The following is a 16745-nucleotide window of genomic DNA, read 5'->3' as shown; positions in this document are numbered from 1 at the left end:
AGCGTATGACCTTAACTGTGCTTAAAACGCATAGCGCGCCTTGAGCATCACGCCATCGGCGTCAAACCCACTGCGCGCCTGACGGGTGTAACTGGCGCCCACGGTGAAGTCAGCAACCTGGTAGTTCACACCCACACTGGCTTCATAGCTATCCCGTGCCACTGACGCGCCGGTCACAGTGAATGCCGAACCGCCGAGCATGTAGCTGGAAGTTTGCGCCACGCGATCGCCCATCAGGTCGTGATACGCCATCAACGTCGCTTCCGGCTGCAGGCTGCCTGCGCCCATTGGCAGGTTGCCAGCCAGACGCACGCCAGCGCCCAACTCGCCCACTTCATAACGCTGCGAACCTGTGCTCAGGGCGGCCGACGACCCTTTCTCGTCGTAGCCCTCCATGCGCACGTTGGAGTAGCGCGCAGCCACACGAGGCTCGATCACGACGGCCTGGGACGGCTTGAAGCTGTAGCCGCCGATCACGCTGGCCGACAATACGTTGCTGTCGTAACTGCCCTTGGCCGTAGTGCCTGCGATATGGCGCTTGCTGTCGTTGTCGTTATGGCCGTAGCTGAGACTGCCGTCGACAAACCAGTTCTGCAGCGACCAATTGCCGTACAGCGACAGCGCATGACCCTCGACATCGGTCTTGTTGCCGAGGTCGGAATGGATGTTGGAATTGAGGTAGCTGTACGCCACGCCCAAGGTGGTGGTGTCGTTCACACGACTGTCCACACCCACCGCCATGCCGCTGCTGTTGGCCGAGTAACCGTTGTCACCGCCACGGCCGTCCTGGTCCATGTTGCTGCTCAGACCCTGCACCCACACGCCACCGGCCTGGCGGCTTTCGCGTTGGTCAGTGAGGCGATTGAAGATCGCGCCGTTGATCACGGTTTGCCCGGACAACGCCACATCCAGGGCGCCACGGTTGACGTCCGGCTTGAGCTGGTCACTGATCTGGGCCAGTTGCTGCGCCGTACCGGCGTTGGCCAGGGCCTGGAACACCTGATCGTTTTGGCTGAGCTGGCTCAGTACGCCATTCTTGAAGGTGTTGACCGCTGTGGCTGAAGCCGCGCTGGCGCCCACTCCGGCCAGCGCTTGCTGGACTTGCTGATTATCTTTGACCGCCACCACGGCCTTGACTGTCTGCGCGTCGGCCGAGTAGCTGAGCACGTTCAGCAGCGCCGAAGAACTGGCCACCGACAGGCCGTTATCTTGCACGCTGGTGGCTTGCAGCAGGGTGTATTGAGTGCCGCTGTTGGTGCTGGCGAAATCACCTGGGTTGGCACTTACCGTCAGCTTCGAGGCTTGGGCAAAGTTGGCGGCACCGTTGACGGTCAGGTACGGCGTGGTCGGCACCACGCTGTCGGAAAGGTGCATATCAATGCCGGCGCCGCTGGCCACGTTGAGGTTGCCGGTAATGGCAGTGCCTGGCGCGGAGAGGTTCAGTGAACCTGAGTTGATCGACACCGGCGCGATGATGCGGCGGCCCGTGAAGCCCGCCTGGCCGTCGATGTTCACCGCGTTCAGGTTCAGCACATCACCGATGATGTTGCCACCCGTCCAATTCAACGTCGCGAGGTTGGCTGCATCAATCGCGGTACCGGAATTGCTGCGAATCTCGCCGGCCTGCTGGTTGATTTCAAACGTCGAGACCTGGTCGGCCGGGTTGACACTGATGGCTGTGCCGTCAGCGCGGATGATCCCGCGGTTGACGATACCGCGTGAGCCCGTCGCGCTGTTTTGCACAAAGTCGGCACCGGAGAATTCGAAAGCCCCCGCATCGGTGCCCACGCCTTCGATGGTGCCGGTATTGAGGATGTAATCGAAGGTGCCCTGGTACACCAACATGCCACGAGCGCCCAGACCATTGGCCGAGACCAGGCCACTGTTTTCGATACGCAGCGGGCTGGTCTCGGTTTCAACTTCGATGCCCCAGGCGCCTTCGCCCGTCGCCTTGACGGTGCCGGAGTTGAGGATCTTGCCGCCGATGGTGGTCGGGGTATTGTTGTCACGGTCCAGAATGATGCCGATCGCGCCTTCACCCGCCATGTCGATCAGGCCAGTGTTGGAAACATCCCCGGCGATGGTGGTGCCATGCAGGTAAATACCCTCGCCCCCACCGATGAAGGAGGGAAACGGTGCCGGTGTCGAAGGGGGTGTCGAACGGATCGTGCCGGAGTTGATCACACTGCCGCCAATGACCGTCTTGCCGATCTCCATACCTTCGTCGCCGCCATTGTTCATCGAAATGATACCGGCCTGCTCGACGTTACCCGTGACAGAACCGGGGCTCAGGTTCTGAGGACCGGTCCAGTACATCGGGTCCAGCGCAATGCCACGGATGGTACGGCCATCGGCATTCAGCGTAATGTCCGCGCGGTTGATCAACGAGCCCTGGATGTGGGTATTGGCGACCCCCAGCCCCGCAGCGGCCGTGCTGTTCTGATCGACCACCTGGGTGGTCTGCCCGGTGAGCACCAACGACTCATTGTAGGTTTCGCTGATGAACATCGTTTTGCCTGCGCCAAGGTCGACATCCACCGCCAGCACCTGGGTGCTGATTGCGCCGACCATGACTGCCAACAGGCTTTTCTGGAACTGCTTGCGCTTCATTTCTAACTCCATGAACTACAGATCAAAGCCGCCAATAGGCCCGGCGGCCGCAGGTGTACTGAGCGAAGGATCAAAGGATCCGAGTGCATACCCTTGTCGCGCGTGCCGGATGCGCAGGTGCAACCCTTCGCACCGCGAAAGGCAGTGACGAGGCAGGGAATAGGGGGGAAGGCTCACATTAATCCTTAATGCTGTTGAAAACGTTGCAGTCCATGCAGCCCAACCGGATGGGGTTGGGCGGGGTAAAGACATTGGGATCCACGAAAAGGTTCGGGGCTGTATCGGCAAGATCCGTAGTCGAGCACAGAAATCAATATCTACGCGCGTCGCCATCACACCACACCCGTGTGTCCGACTTTTTTCTAAAACAGGTAGCAACTGGAGTTGGCTTTATTGGCTGGAGCACCCACTGGTTATAACGCCGTTAATAACTTCAGAACCGTAGGCGCAGACTGCTTCCAAGAATTTCTGACGAACCGCCTATATCGAAAATGGGGACGCGAAAATGGGGACGGATTTATTTAAGCTTGGCGCTGACCGGCCAGTAATCACTCAATAAACCTGTATGCTTTCTCTCCGCTCAAGACAGCCGTTAAAAGACATAACATCCTTTTACGTTAGACGTTTCGTATCTCCATGACTTTATTATCCGATCCGCAGCGACAAAAACCGAATATCGACAATCTCTAATCCAAGTTATGTAATAGCGTTTGCCTCCGCTTTCATCAACAACCTTATCAAACGTCTTGTTCTCATTTACAGGCGACCAATATGAGTCGCCACAGCCTCGCGTGCAGTCCTTGTAAAGATGGGAATCAAAATGAGTACCTACCCAGAGATTCATTCCATTTTCCCAATTGGAATGGGAAGGTGCGCACCCCGCCAAGGCCGACAATAATACGATTAAAAGCCATTTATTAATTTTCACGCTTTTTCTCCGATTCAATGGCTGGGCGGTACTTATCGTACAGGGCTCCATAATTCACAATCAGAGCAGGCGGCATGCTGCCCAAATTTTCAAAAAGCGACATATCCGCTTTTTTGTAGGCTTCCAAATTAATCATCCAGCCATCGTGCAATGTAGCAAACCCATTAAACCCTGGAACTTGATTTAATATATTGCTGACTGGAGTACCGTGACAAACAGAATAAAAGCTACCACAGTCTGTTGTACGGTTAAGACCAATATTTTTCCCCTCTCTTATCACGCCACCCTCATCAACTTGTGGGACATAGCCGCCGCTGAGCGGGTCATATTTTGCCCCTCCGTCTCTGTCCACGCCTGGTCTTACATCCGGCCCACGGCCAGCAGAGTATTCATACACTTCGGTCAGCGCCCCCGTGCCCGCGATGGTCAGCCAAGACTTTTTATCTTTGCCACTCAACACGCCTTTCAGTGCGGTATTCGCGGTATAAGCCTTGACCCGCTCGGCATAACTCACCGTCTTGTAGTTACCGTCCGATGTTAATTCACGCCCCCAACCGTTGGTGAAGGCCGCACCAAAACCGGCAATCGCCGCGCCCGTGGCGTAGCCTTTCAGGGCATCTGCGCTGGTCACATCGTCAAACACCTTTCCAAGATTACCCTTGTTATTGATCGTGCTTGCAGCCGCCGTGCCTGCCATTGAAGAGAGTGCCGTTGTAATCATCACGTTACCCCAGCCTGCCGCCGCCACACCTGACGCTGTGCCCGCCGTCACCATCGCAGAACTGCCCGCCGCCGCCATTGCCGTACCCGACCCGGCACTGGCCCCGGCCGCAGCACCCAGTGGGCCGCTTGCAGCTCCCGCGGTCAGTGCCGTCACGACAATAATGATGGCCAGCATCGCGCCCTGGCCCAGACTCGAATGGCTGTACTTAAAGGAGTCATGCACCTCTTGAACCTGGCGCCAGTCGACATCGCCGCGTTTCTCGGCATCCTTCAACCACGCCAACTGCGGGTCCGCCTTGACCATCACATCAATGGTCTGGGCAACCGTTTTCTGGTCGATATGGTTGATATCAACCTTCAAGCCATCGACGGCCTGGATCGCGAACTTGCCCTGTGCAACGATTTGAGTCTGGCGAAGGGTTTCATCGGTGTTGCCGCGCCCTGATGAGCTCGTCCAGGCCAAATCGCTTTTGCTCTTGGTATGGCTTTCTTGATGCAGGTCTTTGACCGCCTCGAACGTCACCGATCCACCACTGAGGATGTTGACGTCTTTGCCACTCGTCAATTTGGCGCGCTGGTAGAGTTGGTCACTGCCACTGATCAAGCCGATATCGCCACCTGCATTGATTTCACTGCCGACGTGCGTCACGCGGGTCACTTCATCGCGACGGGTTTGTTTACTCCCCCAGCCACTATTTTTCTTCATGTCATAGAGTGTGTAGGCGCTGTTTTGCCCCGCCAGCAGGCCCAAGCGCCGATCGCTGTACAGGTACGCCTCATTCCCCGCACTGATCTTGCTGGCGACGAGCGTCGTGTCACGCCCGGCCTGGCTGGTAAAGTCCCTGCCAGCTGTCAACACACTCGCGACTTGCGTGGTTTGCTCGTCCGAGGTCTTGATGCGTTTCTTGCCATCCTTTTCCCGGCCCTCGACGTTGTGCGTATCACCAACGGAGACAACGTTGAAATCGCGTACAGCCTGCACGTTCATGTCTTTGCCAGCAGTAGCGTTGCTGCCGATGATGTTTACATCCTGCCCGGCCTTCATGTTCAGATTGCCCCCCGCCGTGACGGAGGCGGCAAGGTTTTTGACGTCGGTGGTGATGCTGGATTTGTGGCCGCCGTCGCTGAATTCATGCTTGACGCTGGTATCGCTGGCGGCAACAAGGTTGAGGTCGCGGCCGGCGACGAGGCTGGCGTCGTTACCGGCGACCAGGGCGCCGCGGTTGGTGAGGTCGCGGTGGGCGTCCATGGCCAGGTTTTCGCGGGCGACGATGGTGCCGGCGCCGCTGTCCCTGAGGGTGCGCATGCCGGCGCCGTCACGCACCTGGATGGCGGTGGTGTCGTTGGTGATGTCGCCTTTGAGCGTGGCGAGGCTGACTTGCTTGCCGCGAATTTCGCCGGCCATGGCGTTGCGGATGCTGTCGTCGGCCAGCAGGCTCAGGTTGTTGCCGGCTTCGATCAGGCCGCCGGTGTAAATGCTACCGCCCGTGCTGGCGGCAGAGAGATTGTTGCTGGCGCGCAGGGTGCCGACGTTGACCAGGTCGCCGCCGGTGACCAAGTTCAGGTCGCGCCCCTGAATCAGGCTGTTGCCGCGTACGTTGCGCGATTCGGCCTGGGCCAGGTACAGCACCGGGACGAGGACTGTCTGGCCGTCGACTACGCGGTTTTCCATCCACACAATGTCGTGGGTCAAGGCGCCGACCTGCTGGCTGGTCAGCGTGACACCGACACTCAGACGCAGGGCGTCTTTGCTCGCGAGGGCGTTGTCCATCAGGTAGCGGAATTGGTCGGCGTCGCTGTACAGGCCGCCAGCGAGGAAGCGTTGGCCGGTCTGGGCGAGCACCGCGTCGCGGATCAGGCGGGTTTCGTACTGGCCGTCACCGAGGCGACGCCAGGCGTTGTCGGCGCTGTAGCCGAGTTTGCCGAGCATGTAGTCGGAGCTGAAGAAGCCCTCTAACGAGGTGAACTCGGGGTTGGTTTCGATCAAGTAATGGCTGGTAGGGTCGACGTTTTTAACGAACAGACCGTATTCGCCCTTGGGCAACTGGAAGTTGGGCGCGGTGGTGGGGTCGACCGGCGCGAACGGCGTGCCCGTGTAGTCCACAGGCACGAATCCGCCGCCGGGTGCGACACCGGCCACTGGCAGCACGGTGCCGGGCGACTGGGCGCTGACGTCGTTGGCGTGCTTGCTCAGGTTGATGTTGATGCCACCGACAGGGATGCCGGTCTGGTCATCGCCCAAGGTGCCGGTCAATTGCGCCAGGGTGTTTTCGTGCAACGTGCCGTTTTGCAGGGTGCGGGCGACGTTGAGGTTGACGGTGCCGCCGGCTTGCAGGGTGGCGCCATAGCCTGGGCCGGTGTTGTCGGTCCAGGTGGTGACGTTACTGACCTCAGCGAAACGGGCATCCGAAGAACGCGCCTTGAGTGCTTCGAAACGCGCCAGGTCAAAGTTACCGGCCGCGACCGCGGCGTTGAACGCCGGGATATCGACGTACTCCATCTGGTCCCAATAGCCAAGGTCGATCCTGTACGGCGTACCGATGACGATGGTGTTTTGACCGGTGCGCGTACCCGCGCCCTGGTTGAGCAGGTCATTGGCGACGATGCCCAGGTTGCCATTGGCGGCCATCAGGCTGTAGCGGTTCTGCACCATATTCGCCTGGATCAGCAGATCCTTGCCTGCTACAAGGCGAGCGGGTGCCGAGTCCTTGACCGCTGATTCGAGGTAGGTCTGGTAGATGTTGATTTGGCCACGTTTGAACGAATCATGCCCGTCGCAATGCTGGCCACATAACCACTCCACACGCCCACCCTGCAGGGTTTGCCCGAGTTCGAATTCGGCCTTGGCGTTTTCCACAAACGCCGCATTGATGCTGATATTGCCGGTGCTTTCGACGGTGCCGGAAAGGTTGCTGAAACCGGCGGCAGGCCCGCCATCAATGGCGGCAAAGCTGAGGTTGCCCTGGCTGTACACGTCACCGTAGGTATTGCTGAAGTTGTTGCCACGCAAAATCATATTGCCGCCACTGAACAGCAGCGAATCGGCAGCATTGGTGAAACCGTTCGACGCCAGCAGGTTCACGGCACCCTGGGCGCCCAGGGTTCCTCGGTTATTGATCTGGGTCGCCGCAATGTCCAGTTGCTGACGTGCGGTAAGAAAGCCAAGGTTATCCAGCGTACCGCCCAGGTTCAGTTGAGTGTGGCTGCCCGCCAGGCGTCCGCCGTTCTGGCTGAGGTTATTCGCCGTCACGCTGAGTTTTTGCAAGGCCGACACACGACCACTGTTGGTGATGTCGCCGGTGGTGGTGATGCTCAAATCACCATCGCTGAGCAATTCGCCGCCGTTGTCGAGGCTGGCTACGTCGAGGATCAACCCCTTGCCACTGGCCATGCGGTCGCCGGCCTTGAGGGTCAGGCCCTGGGCGCTTTTGTAGGTAAGGACTTCGTTGAGTTGTACACGGCCGAGGCTGACGACTTTACCGAATGCCCAGTCAGCGGTGCCCATGCCCTGGATATTGCCTTGGCTGCCAGTAAGGCCGGCAGTGTTGATATGGAACAGGCCACTGCCGGCGTGCTGCAACATACCGCCCTGGTTGTTGAGGTTCGCGGTGTCGAGGCGCAAGGCCTGGCTAGCGAACTCCAACGTACCGTTCTGGTTGTTTAGCTGGTCGCTGAAGTCGAGGCTGCTGTTGGCGCCGCCCAATGCACGCACTTGGCCGCCGGCACTGTTGTCGAGGTTGCCGCCGACGAGGGTCAGGCCTTGGTTGGCTTCGATCAGGCCCCCCTGGTTGGTGAGGGTAGCGCGTGAGGTCAGGTTGAGCACATTGCCGCTGATCTGGCCGCTGGCGCTGTTGTCGAGGGTCGCGCCGCTGACGGTGACCTGTTCTTTACCGAACAGTTTGCCGCCACGGTTGGTCAGGGCTTCGACCGTCAGTTGCAGGTCGCCCAGCAAGCTCGCCATCAGGCCACCGCTGCCGTTGTCGGCCTTGTCGGCGGTGACGGTCAAGGTATCGCCTTGCACGGTGCCGCCCTGGTTATCCAGGCTTGCGGTGTCCAGTTCGGTGTGCGCCCCGCCGCTGAGGATCAGGCCTTTGCGGTTGGTCACACTCTGGCCGCTGTAGCCCAGGCCCAGGTTGCCGGCCAGCAGTTGGCCGTTGTCGTTGTTCAAATACTGGGCGGCGATGTCCAGACGCTTGCCGCGCAGGGTGCCGCCGTCGTTGTTGAGGGTGGTGAGGGCCTTGACCAGCAGGTTGCGCTCGCCGGCGTCGATCACGCCATCGACGTTGGTCAGCAGGTCACTGACGTTGAAGGTGATGTCGCCGCCATCGCTGACCAGCGCGCCCTTGTTGCTGTTGGTGAAGCGCTGGGCGGTCACGTCGACCGTTTTGCCGAGCAGGATACCGGCGCTGTTGTCCAGGCGCTCGCCTTGCAGTTGCAAGAGGCCTTCGCTCTGGATGCGGCCTTGGGCATTGAGCAACTGGCCCGGGCCTTTGAGCAGCAGGCTGACGCCTTCGGCACCACCGGCCAGCAGGCCGGCGTTGCGGTTATCGAGGCCGGAGGCGCGTACGTCGAGCTTGTCGCCGAGCACACGGCCGGCGCGGTTGTCGATGTCCCCTGCGTTGACGTCGAGCAGCAGCTGCTTGCCGACGATCACGCCGCTCTGGTTATCCAGGTTTGCAGCGTGCAGCTCGACATTGCCCTGCCCGGCCTGCAAGCGGCCTTGAGCGTTGTTGAGCTGTTGGGCAGTCACGAGAGTGAGCTTGCCGGTGTTGGCGCTCAGCACACCATTGGCGTTGCTGCTAAGGGTGCCGGCGTTGAGGCTGAGGTCGGTGCTGGCCTGGGCGAAACCCTGGTTGTTGTTGAAGGCGTTGGCGACGGTGAGATTCAACGCGCCATTGTCGGCCTGGATCAAGCCTTTAAGGCTGTTATCGAGGTTGGTGGCGTTGACTGTCGTCACGCCAGCCAGCAGCACGCCGTTCTGGTTGTTCAGGTTGCCCGCGTTGACCGTCAGTTGGTTGGCGACGACCTGCCCGCCGTTGTTGTTCAGCTCGCGGCTGTCGAGCACCAGGCTGCCGCCGGCCATTTCGATGCGGCCTTGGCGGTTGTCCAGGGAGGCACTGGTCAGCGTGGCGGCCTGGCCGTCACCAAAGCGGATCAAACCGCCGAGGTTGACAATGGCCGGTGCGTCGACGGTCAGGGCCTGCTCGCCGAAAAGACGTGCAGTGGCGCCCTGGTTGGTCAGTTTGGCGCTGCTGACGCTGACGCTCTTGGCCTGGATGATTGCGCCCTGGTTGGTCAGCGCTTGCGCGGCGGTGATCGCCAGGGCTCGACTGGCCAGCAAGTTGCCGGTGGTGTTGACGGTTTGCGCATCGACGACCAGGTCGCCGGTGGTGTTTCGACTGTTATCGGGCGCGACACCCGCTTCGATGATGCCTGGGTTGGTGACCGTGGTCGCCTTGATTTCGATGCGTTGGCCGGCGGCCACACTCTTCTGGTTGACCAGTGCCTGGGCGCTGGTCACTTGTACGTTGCCGGCGGCGTAGACCTTGTCGGTAAGGTCGACGTTCTGCGCCGTGACCTTGACGTTACCGGTGGCCTGCGTTTGCGCCATGCTCAGGCGTCCATTGGCATCGATCTGGATATCGCCGCCGCTGGCCGCGAGCGTGCCGTCGAGTTTCACGCCCACACCGGCTTCGGTACCCACCAGCTTGATCGCGCCGGCATACATACCGCCCAAGGCCGACGAATCAATGGCCAGCTCAGGCTTGGTGCTGCCGTCATCGGCGCGTGGGGTGGCGTTCAGCGTTCGCGCGTCCACGTCATTGCGACCGGCGATCACCGTCAGTTCGCGCGCGTTGATCTGCGCGTTGATCTTGGCCGAGCGGGTGATGATTTCGAAGCGGTCGACGTTGCTCGCGTTCAAGCCCTGGCCATCGATGGTCACGGCGCCGCCATCGACCTGGTAGCGCTGCAACTGGCCGTTCGCGTCGAGCACCGGTTTACCGGTGGTCAGGGTGACGTTTGGCGTGTTGATGAAACCACAGCCGCTGCAAGTGACGCCGTAGGGGTTGGCCACGATGACCTTGGCCGATTGCCCCGCCACTTCGGTGTAGCCGCGCAGCTGGCTGGGGCTGCCGCCGTTGACTTCGTTGAGGATGACGCTGGCTGCGCCGCCCTTGAGGTTGGGGTTGCCGACGATATAGCCGCCCAACTGGGTGTTGGTCACCGCACCGTTGGCATTGTTGAGGATCACACCGTTGGGACCCACGTTGTAGTCCTTGAACTGGTTGTGGGACAGGCCACTGCCGTTAGGCGTCGCGATGTTCACCACGGGCACGCCATTACCCGCCGCGCCAACGGTGGTCCCCGGCGCACTGACCACGATGCCGTCGGCCCAGGCCAGCAGCGGCTGCCAGAACAACGCGTTGGCCAGTATCAGCACCAGCCCGCGCTTGGGCAGGCCGAGGAACGAGTTACGCGGCATCAATGCCGCGGAAGGTTGGCGGGCCAGAAAGGCAAATTGGCGAACATCCATTTTCAGATTCTCGTTGCTGCGGGGCGTTTAATTACAGGAAGAAATCCATACGGAAGTAGATCGGCGCTTCGCGCTCGCTCATCACTGCCGGGCGTTCCAAAGAATGCGCAAAGGTCACACTGGTGCTCAGGTTCTTGCCACGGGCGAACAGCTCCAGGGAGTTGCTCGAAACCCGGCCGTGCACACGGTCGTTATAGCGATCATTGCTGATCGCGCCTTGGTCATAGCCGACGCTGGCGCCGTATTCAGCAAAAGCCGGGCGCAGCCAGTCGACGGTCACCGCACGGGCCCAGCGCACTTCGTTGCGCCAGTAGCCGCCGCTATCGCCGATCAACTGCTGATCCTTGAAACCACGCACCGAGGCAGAACCACCCAGGCTCATGCGCTGCGGGCTGAACAGAATGTCTTCACTGCGTTGGCCGGTGGCGAGGCTGGAGAAACTGAACGACTCGCCCCACAGGGCGAACGGCTGCAGGTAGCTGACGGTGGCGGTGTATTTGCGGTAGCGTGAATTGGGTTGGCGATTACCGAACGGGTCGCGCTCCTCTTGAGATTGTGCGTCGAACATGCCGATGCCGTTCTGCATGCCCAGGTCGACGTTGACGAATGCGTTGCCAATACGGCGCCCGTGGTTGATGCCCAGTTGCAGTTCGCTGAGGCGGTTGCTGCTTGTGCTTGTACGGGTGTCGAGGATGTAGTTATTAGTGCGCAGGTGCGCAAGGCCCACGTTCACCGATGTCTTGCTCACGTCGTCACGGTGGACCACCCGCTCAGCGCGCAGTTGGTGGTTCTGGTTGTCGCCGTTCTGTTTGAATTTGAAGTCGTTGAGCATGCCATAGGTACGGTAGTCGCTTTCGCTGTAGGTGTAGCTGAAGTTCCACCAGCCCCACGGCACGTTGTAGTAGAGCATGCTGTTTTTCGAGGTTTTCTGGTGGTCACTCACGGCGTCGTGGCCGCCGCGCAGTACCAGGTGATCGGCCAGGCCCAGGGGGCTGTCCCACTCAAGGCCTGCCCCCCACTGCTGTTCGCCGGTGCTTTTCTGCCCATCGTTATTGCGCGACAGGCTGGCGCGCCAGGGTTTTTGCGGGGTGTTCTTGACCACCACTTCACTGCCGCCGATCTGCGTACCGGGGGTCAGTTCCATCTGCGCCTGCTTGGAGGGCAAACGGTTGAGCTGGTCCACCAGTTGCTCGACTTCACGCAGGTTGAGTGCCTCGCCCACCTTGCCGGGAAAGGCCATCGCCAACTCACGGTCGGTGACGGTACTGCCTGGGGCGCTTTTCAAGGCTTCGAGCTTGCCTTCCACCACCAACACTTGCAGGTGGCCGCTGGAAAGGTCTTGCTGCGGCAGATAGGCACGGCTGGTGACGCGGCCTTTGGAGAGGTAGAAGTCCGTGATGACCTTGAGCAGTTCATTGAGCTGTGAAACGCCCAGGCACTGGCCTGTGTAGGGTTTGAGCAAGCCAGCGCGGTCGTCGGCAGACAGACTGTCAGCGCCCTTGAGTTCGATGTCTTTGATCGGGAAGCAACGTGTGTCGGCAGGCGTCGCCGGGGCCGTGGGCCTGGCTTCTTTACCGGGCAGGTCCTTGAGTTCTTCGAGGCGCCGGCGCTGCTCTTCAAGCAGGCGGTTCTGCCGATCGCGGATCAGGTCCTGATCCCCGGGCGTAGGGGCGGCGGTGGCACTGTTCAGGCCCAAATAAGCGAGCATGAAAGTGCACAGCAATAACCGAGTCCGTGGCAATAACAAAGACATATTCGATCCATCGAAAATCAAGTGGCGCAAACTAACACCTAACTTCCTACAACTCAAAAAGCCGAGCTAGTTGGAACTTAGTACTAATTTTTCACGCAACGCATTGATTTATAACAACTAAAAATCATCATAGGTAGAAGCCTTCTGATCATGGAATTTTTATTCCGACCAGCGGCAGCACCCTTGATGGCGATTCATCGGAGAACTTACAGATAGCCATTAATTGGCCATCAATTTCTTACCGAGATAACTTAGTATCGGAAATAGCAGAAAAGTTCGCGGCATTTTTGTGAATTGGATCCCATTTGTCGGGATTAAGCCCGATCGTCCCCACGTTGCATGGGAACGATCTTGCAAAGCGCTTCCTTAGCTCGCGTCTTTGTTCTGATCCTTGCCGGGCACCAGCGTCAGCCCTGGCTTCTCCACATCGCGGGAGACATGGGATTTGACTTCCGCCACGCCACCCTCCTCGTCGTTATGGATCACCAGCACCCCAGGCCGACGCAGCTGCTCCAGATCCCCTTCGCCTAGGCTGAAACTCTCGCTCAGGTTCTGGTCGCTCAAGGCCTTGGCCTCGGCGCGACGCTGGGCGAACTTGCGGCCCCGGCGCTGCTGGTAGCGCGCCCAGCTGATCAGGATCAGGGCGTTGAACAGGGCGATCCACAGGTAGATCTGCAGGGTGTTGAGCGCTGCAAAGATCGGCGCCTCAATCCGAGGGCCACCGTGGGTCTCCAGCATCGAGTTGATCCCACGTGCCAGCAGCCAGATCAAGCCGGCCCAGGCCATCAGGGTAAGCAGCACGTCAATGATCCACATCACCATACGTTGGCGGGTTCTGACCAGTTTCATGATCACGCCTCCTCTTCAGTAGGTTTGATGCCGCGATCCGGGCTGACCCAGCGCGCCCGCTTCCGGTGCTGGTTGAACAGCACCTTGGGAAAGCTGACCAGGGTGGTGAACAGGCTGACCAGCCAGAACACCATCGGGTACCACACGGTCCAGAACAGGGTCTTCCACAGGTCCTTCTCGTAGCGGCGGTCGATCATGATGCTCACTGCAAACTGCACCAGACACACCATGGCCAACACCAGGCCGGTAAACGCGGGCGGAACCAGGGAGTCCACCGTGATCGCCGGTGGCAACACCATGAACTTGCCAAGCACGTAGAAAATCACCGACAGCAGGAAGGTAAACGCCCAACCGGTGGACAGGCAGTATTCGAACAACAGCGGCCACAGGTAGCGATGACGCCATTGCCAGATGCCCCGGATATTCTTGAACAGCACCTCAGCGCCACCCTGAGCCCAACGCAGGCGCTGCTTCCAAAGGCCACCGACCGTCTCGGGCATCAGGATCCAGCACAGGGCACGGGGCTCGTAGAAGATGCTCCAGTGATCGAGTTGCAGCTTCCAACTGACATCGATGTCCTCGGTGATCATGTCGGTGCTCCAGTAGTCGATACGGTCCAGCGCCTTTTTACGGAACGCGACCACCACACCCGACACCGTAAAGATCCGGCCAAATACCCGTTGCGTGCGCTTGATCAAGCCGATGATCGAAGAGAACTCGCCGACCTGCACGCGGCCGATCAAGGTCGAACGCGTGCGGATGCGCGGGTTGCCGGTCACCGCCCCCAGGCGCGGGTTATCCAGCATCGGCGCGACCATGTAGGCCGCCGCGTTTTTATCCAGCAACGCGTCGCCGTCGATGCACACCAGGTACTCACTGCGCGCCGCCACGGCGCCCATGCGCAAGGCCACCGCCTTGCCCTGGTTCTGCGCCAGGTGCAGCACGCGCAGACGCGGGTGCTCCAGTGCCAACGCATCGAGCACTGCGGCGGTGTTGTCTGTGGAGCCGTCGTTTACCGCGATCACCTCAATGTTCGGATACAACTGACCCAGCGCCGCCTGCATGGTATCGGCGGCGTTATCCCCTTCGTTGTAGCAAGGGATGATGATCGAGATCAGCGGGTTGCCGGCCAAGGTGGGCGCCGGAGTGTCCTCTTCCCACGGCCAGTGGCGTTCCCAGTGCAGCCAGAAATACAGGCCGCCTGCGATCCACAGCGCCGACATGAACAGCGGGTAGAAAAACACAAAGTCCATCAGGAACTGCCCGGTGACCAGGAAGATCAGGCCCAGGGGCACACCCAATACCAATGCCAGTACGAATAAAGCCAGGAGTCTGTCGAACATGGTCAAGGGTTCCATTGGTTGGAAAGGGCCGGACGCACCGTTTTCAGGTCCGGGGAGTTTTCCAGGAAGTTGTCCGGGTAGTAGCCAAAACTCGTGACACCCTGGCGCTTGAGCACACCCATCCATTCAGCCATCTGCGCGCTGTCGATATCCGGCGCGGCCTTGGTGCGCCAGTCTTTGGCTTGCAGTTCGAATACCGTGCGCTCCATGGCGCCGGGACGCGCCTTGACCGTGGCGACCAGCTTCTCCAGCCAGGCATTGGAGTTGCTGTACTCCTGGCCTTCCATCAACGGCATGGCCATGGGCGCGGTCCAGTCGTAGGTCTGGAGGAAATCGTCGAGATTCTGCGCGAACCAGGCTTCGCTGCCTGGGTTGAGCATGGGCTCGGCGAAGATATTGCGCGCCGTCTGCACCTGCGGCCCACCGATGGCGCGGACCTTGGCGGTCAACTCTTTGGTGAAGTCGATCAGGTAGCGGCTCTTGAAACGGGTCCAGCGCTGCATCACGGCGGGGTCGGCACGCAGGGCCTCGATCGTAGCCGGCAGGCCGGCGGCGGCGTAAGCCTTGAGCGCGGCGGGGCTAGCATCTTCAAAATCGTTGAACACCGCATCGTCGTGGTACAGCACGCCGTCGATGGCATTGTTGCGCGCCAGGTCCTCGTAGATCTCACCGATAATCTTGCGCACTTGCGGGTCAAACGGCGACAGGCGTTTGTACTGGTCAGGGTCGAGGCCGACCTTGCCGGTTTCCGGGTCCCACCGTGTGACGCGCGGCAGCTTGGGGTCGAGGGCGAAACTGAGTACCGGCATCCACGCATACACGCTGGCATGGGCACGGGTGTGCAGCTGCCAGGAGACGCGGTTGAACAGGTCGGCGCGCACCGGCAAGTGACGGTTGGGGAAGTACAGTTCATGCACCAGGCCGTCACCCTTGGGGTCGGCGAAGGCTTGCAGGAATACCGTGCCTGCCCCCATGTCCACCACCCGCTGCACGAGTTGGTCGAGGTTGCGGGCCTGTTGGGCCGGGTCGGGGTCGTAGACGTTATCCAGGTCCACATGCAGTACGCGCATCGGCGCCTTGGCTTGCACCGCGACCATGCTGTTGGCGAAATGCTCGCCGTCCGGATCGGAGGCCACCAGGAAGCGTGGGCTGTTCATCAGGTCACTGGAACTGTCGAGGCCATCTTCCAGGGTCAGGGCCATCTGGTAGCCCTGCTCGCCAATGATCGCCAGCGAGGTGCCTTTGGCTGCACCGTAAGGCCATACCCACACGCGTGGTTTCTTGCCGGTGACCGTTTGGATCTTGTTGGAAATCGCTGCAACGTCAGCACGCATGCGCGCCTCGAACTGCGCCTGGGTTTCATAGCGCCCGGTGGCCGGATCAAAACGCAGCGAGGTCGCCGCCGGCTCCAGGTTGCCCTGGGGGTTGGCCAGGATGCCTTTGTGGCTGTTGTCGGTGTGCGCGGCGATTTCCACCAGGCCCGACTGGGACACTTCGCGGATCTGCTGCCAGGTCAGGAATTCGCCGCGCGGCCGTGGCTGGCCGGCAAAGTCCACCGGCTGGTTCATGGGCGTATCGATCCAATAGCCCACCGGCGCCAGCAAGGCCGGCCAGTGATAGGCACGCAGGATCGGCATCACCCGCGTGTAAAAGCTGGAATAGCCATCATCGAAGCTGAGCATGATCGCTTTGGGCGGCAACTCAGGCCCACCGTTGCGAGCCGCCAGGATCTGGTCAACGCTGACCGCCTTGTAGCCGTTCTCGCGCAGCCAGGCCAACTGCTCGATCAAACGCTCGGTACGCACCGCCACCACCGCCTGATCGGGATCGCGATCCTCGACGTCGTGATAGGCAATGCCAAGGAAATGGTTTTTCGGCCACGGCGCTTCGTTGGCCGGGGTCGGCCGCTCGGCGGGTGGAGTGAAGGGCGCGGGTTGCTGGGCACAGGCACTGGCCAGCATTACGCCCAGGATCAACAAGCAACGGCTGAGGACGGTCATGGTC

6 protein-coding genes are annotated in these 16745 nt (G+C 60.4%); all 6 read right to left on the bottom strand.

Annotated features, from left to right (window positions below):
* Nucleotides 1-21: 21 nt before the first annotated feature.
* On the bottom strand, nt 22-2610 hold the full coding sequence (locus tag AB4N92_RS13010) for an autotransporter family protein (RefSeq protein ID WP_236267440.1): 2589 nt from the start codon (nt 2608-2610) through the stop codon (nt 22-24).
* 917 nt (nt 2611-3527) lie between these two features.
* Entirely contained in the window at nt 3528-10796 is a 7269-nt protein-coding gene (locus AB4N92_RS13005) for a two-partner secretion domain-containing protein (protein WP_236267438.1), read from the bottom strand.
* A gap of 31 nt (nt 10797-10827) precedes the next feature.
* Nucleotides 10828-12549: a ShlB/FhaC/HecB family hemolysin secretion/activation protein gene (locus tag AB4N92_RS13000; protein ID WP_329605895.1), complete on the bottom strand. Its 1722-nt coding sequence runs from the start codon at nt 12547-12549 to the stop codon at nt 10828-10830.
* A gap of 366 nt (nt 12550-12915) precedes the next feature.
* Entirely contained in the window at nt 12916-13398 is a 483-nt protein-coding gene (gene pgaD, locus AB4N92_RS12995; RefSeq protein ID WP_010214236.1) for a poly-beta-1,6-N-acetyl-D-glucosamine biosynthesis protein PgaD, read from the bottom strand.
* Between the two features lie 2 nt (nt 13399-13400).
* Nucleotides 13401-14741: a poly-beta-1,6-N-acetyl-D-glucosamine synthase gene (gene pgaC, locus AB4N92_RS12990; protein WP_010214237.1), complete on the bottom strand. Its 1341-nt coding sequence runs from the start codon at nt 14739-14741 to the stop codon at nt 13401-13403.
* 2 nt (nt 14742-14743) lie between these two features.
* The gene (gene pgaB, locus AB4N92_RS12985) at nt 14744-16741 is read right to left on the bottom strand and encodes a poly-beta-1,6-N-acetyl-D-glucosamine N-deacetylase PgaB (RefSeq protein ID WP_010214238.1); all 1998 of its coding nucleotides are present in this window, start codon (nt 16739-16741) and stop codon (nt 14744-14746) included.
* Nucleotides 16742-16745: the final 4 nt, after the last annotated feature.

Source organism: Pseudomonas sp. S3_A09 (assembly GCF_054668065.1).
The sequence above is the reverse complement of the archived record's forward strand: the minus strand, read 5'-3'. Positions and strand labels throughout refer to the sequence as shown.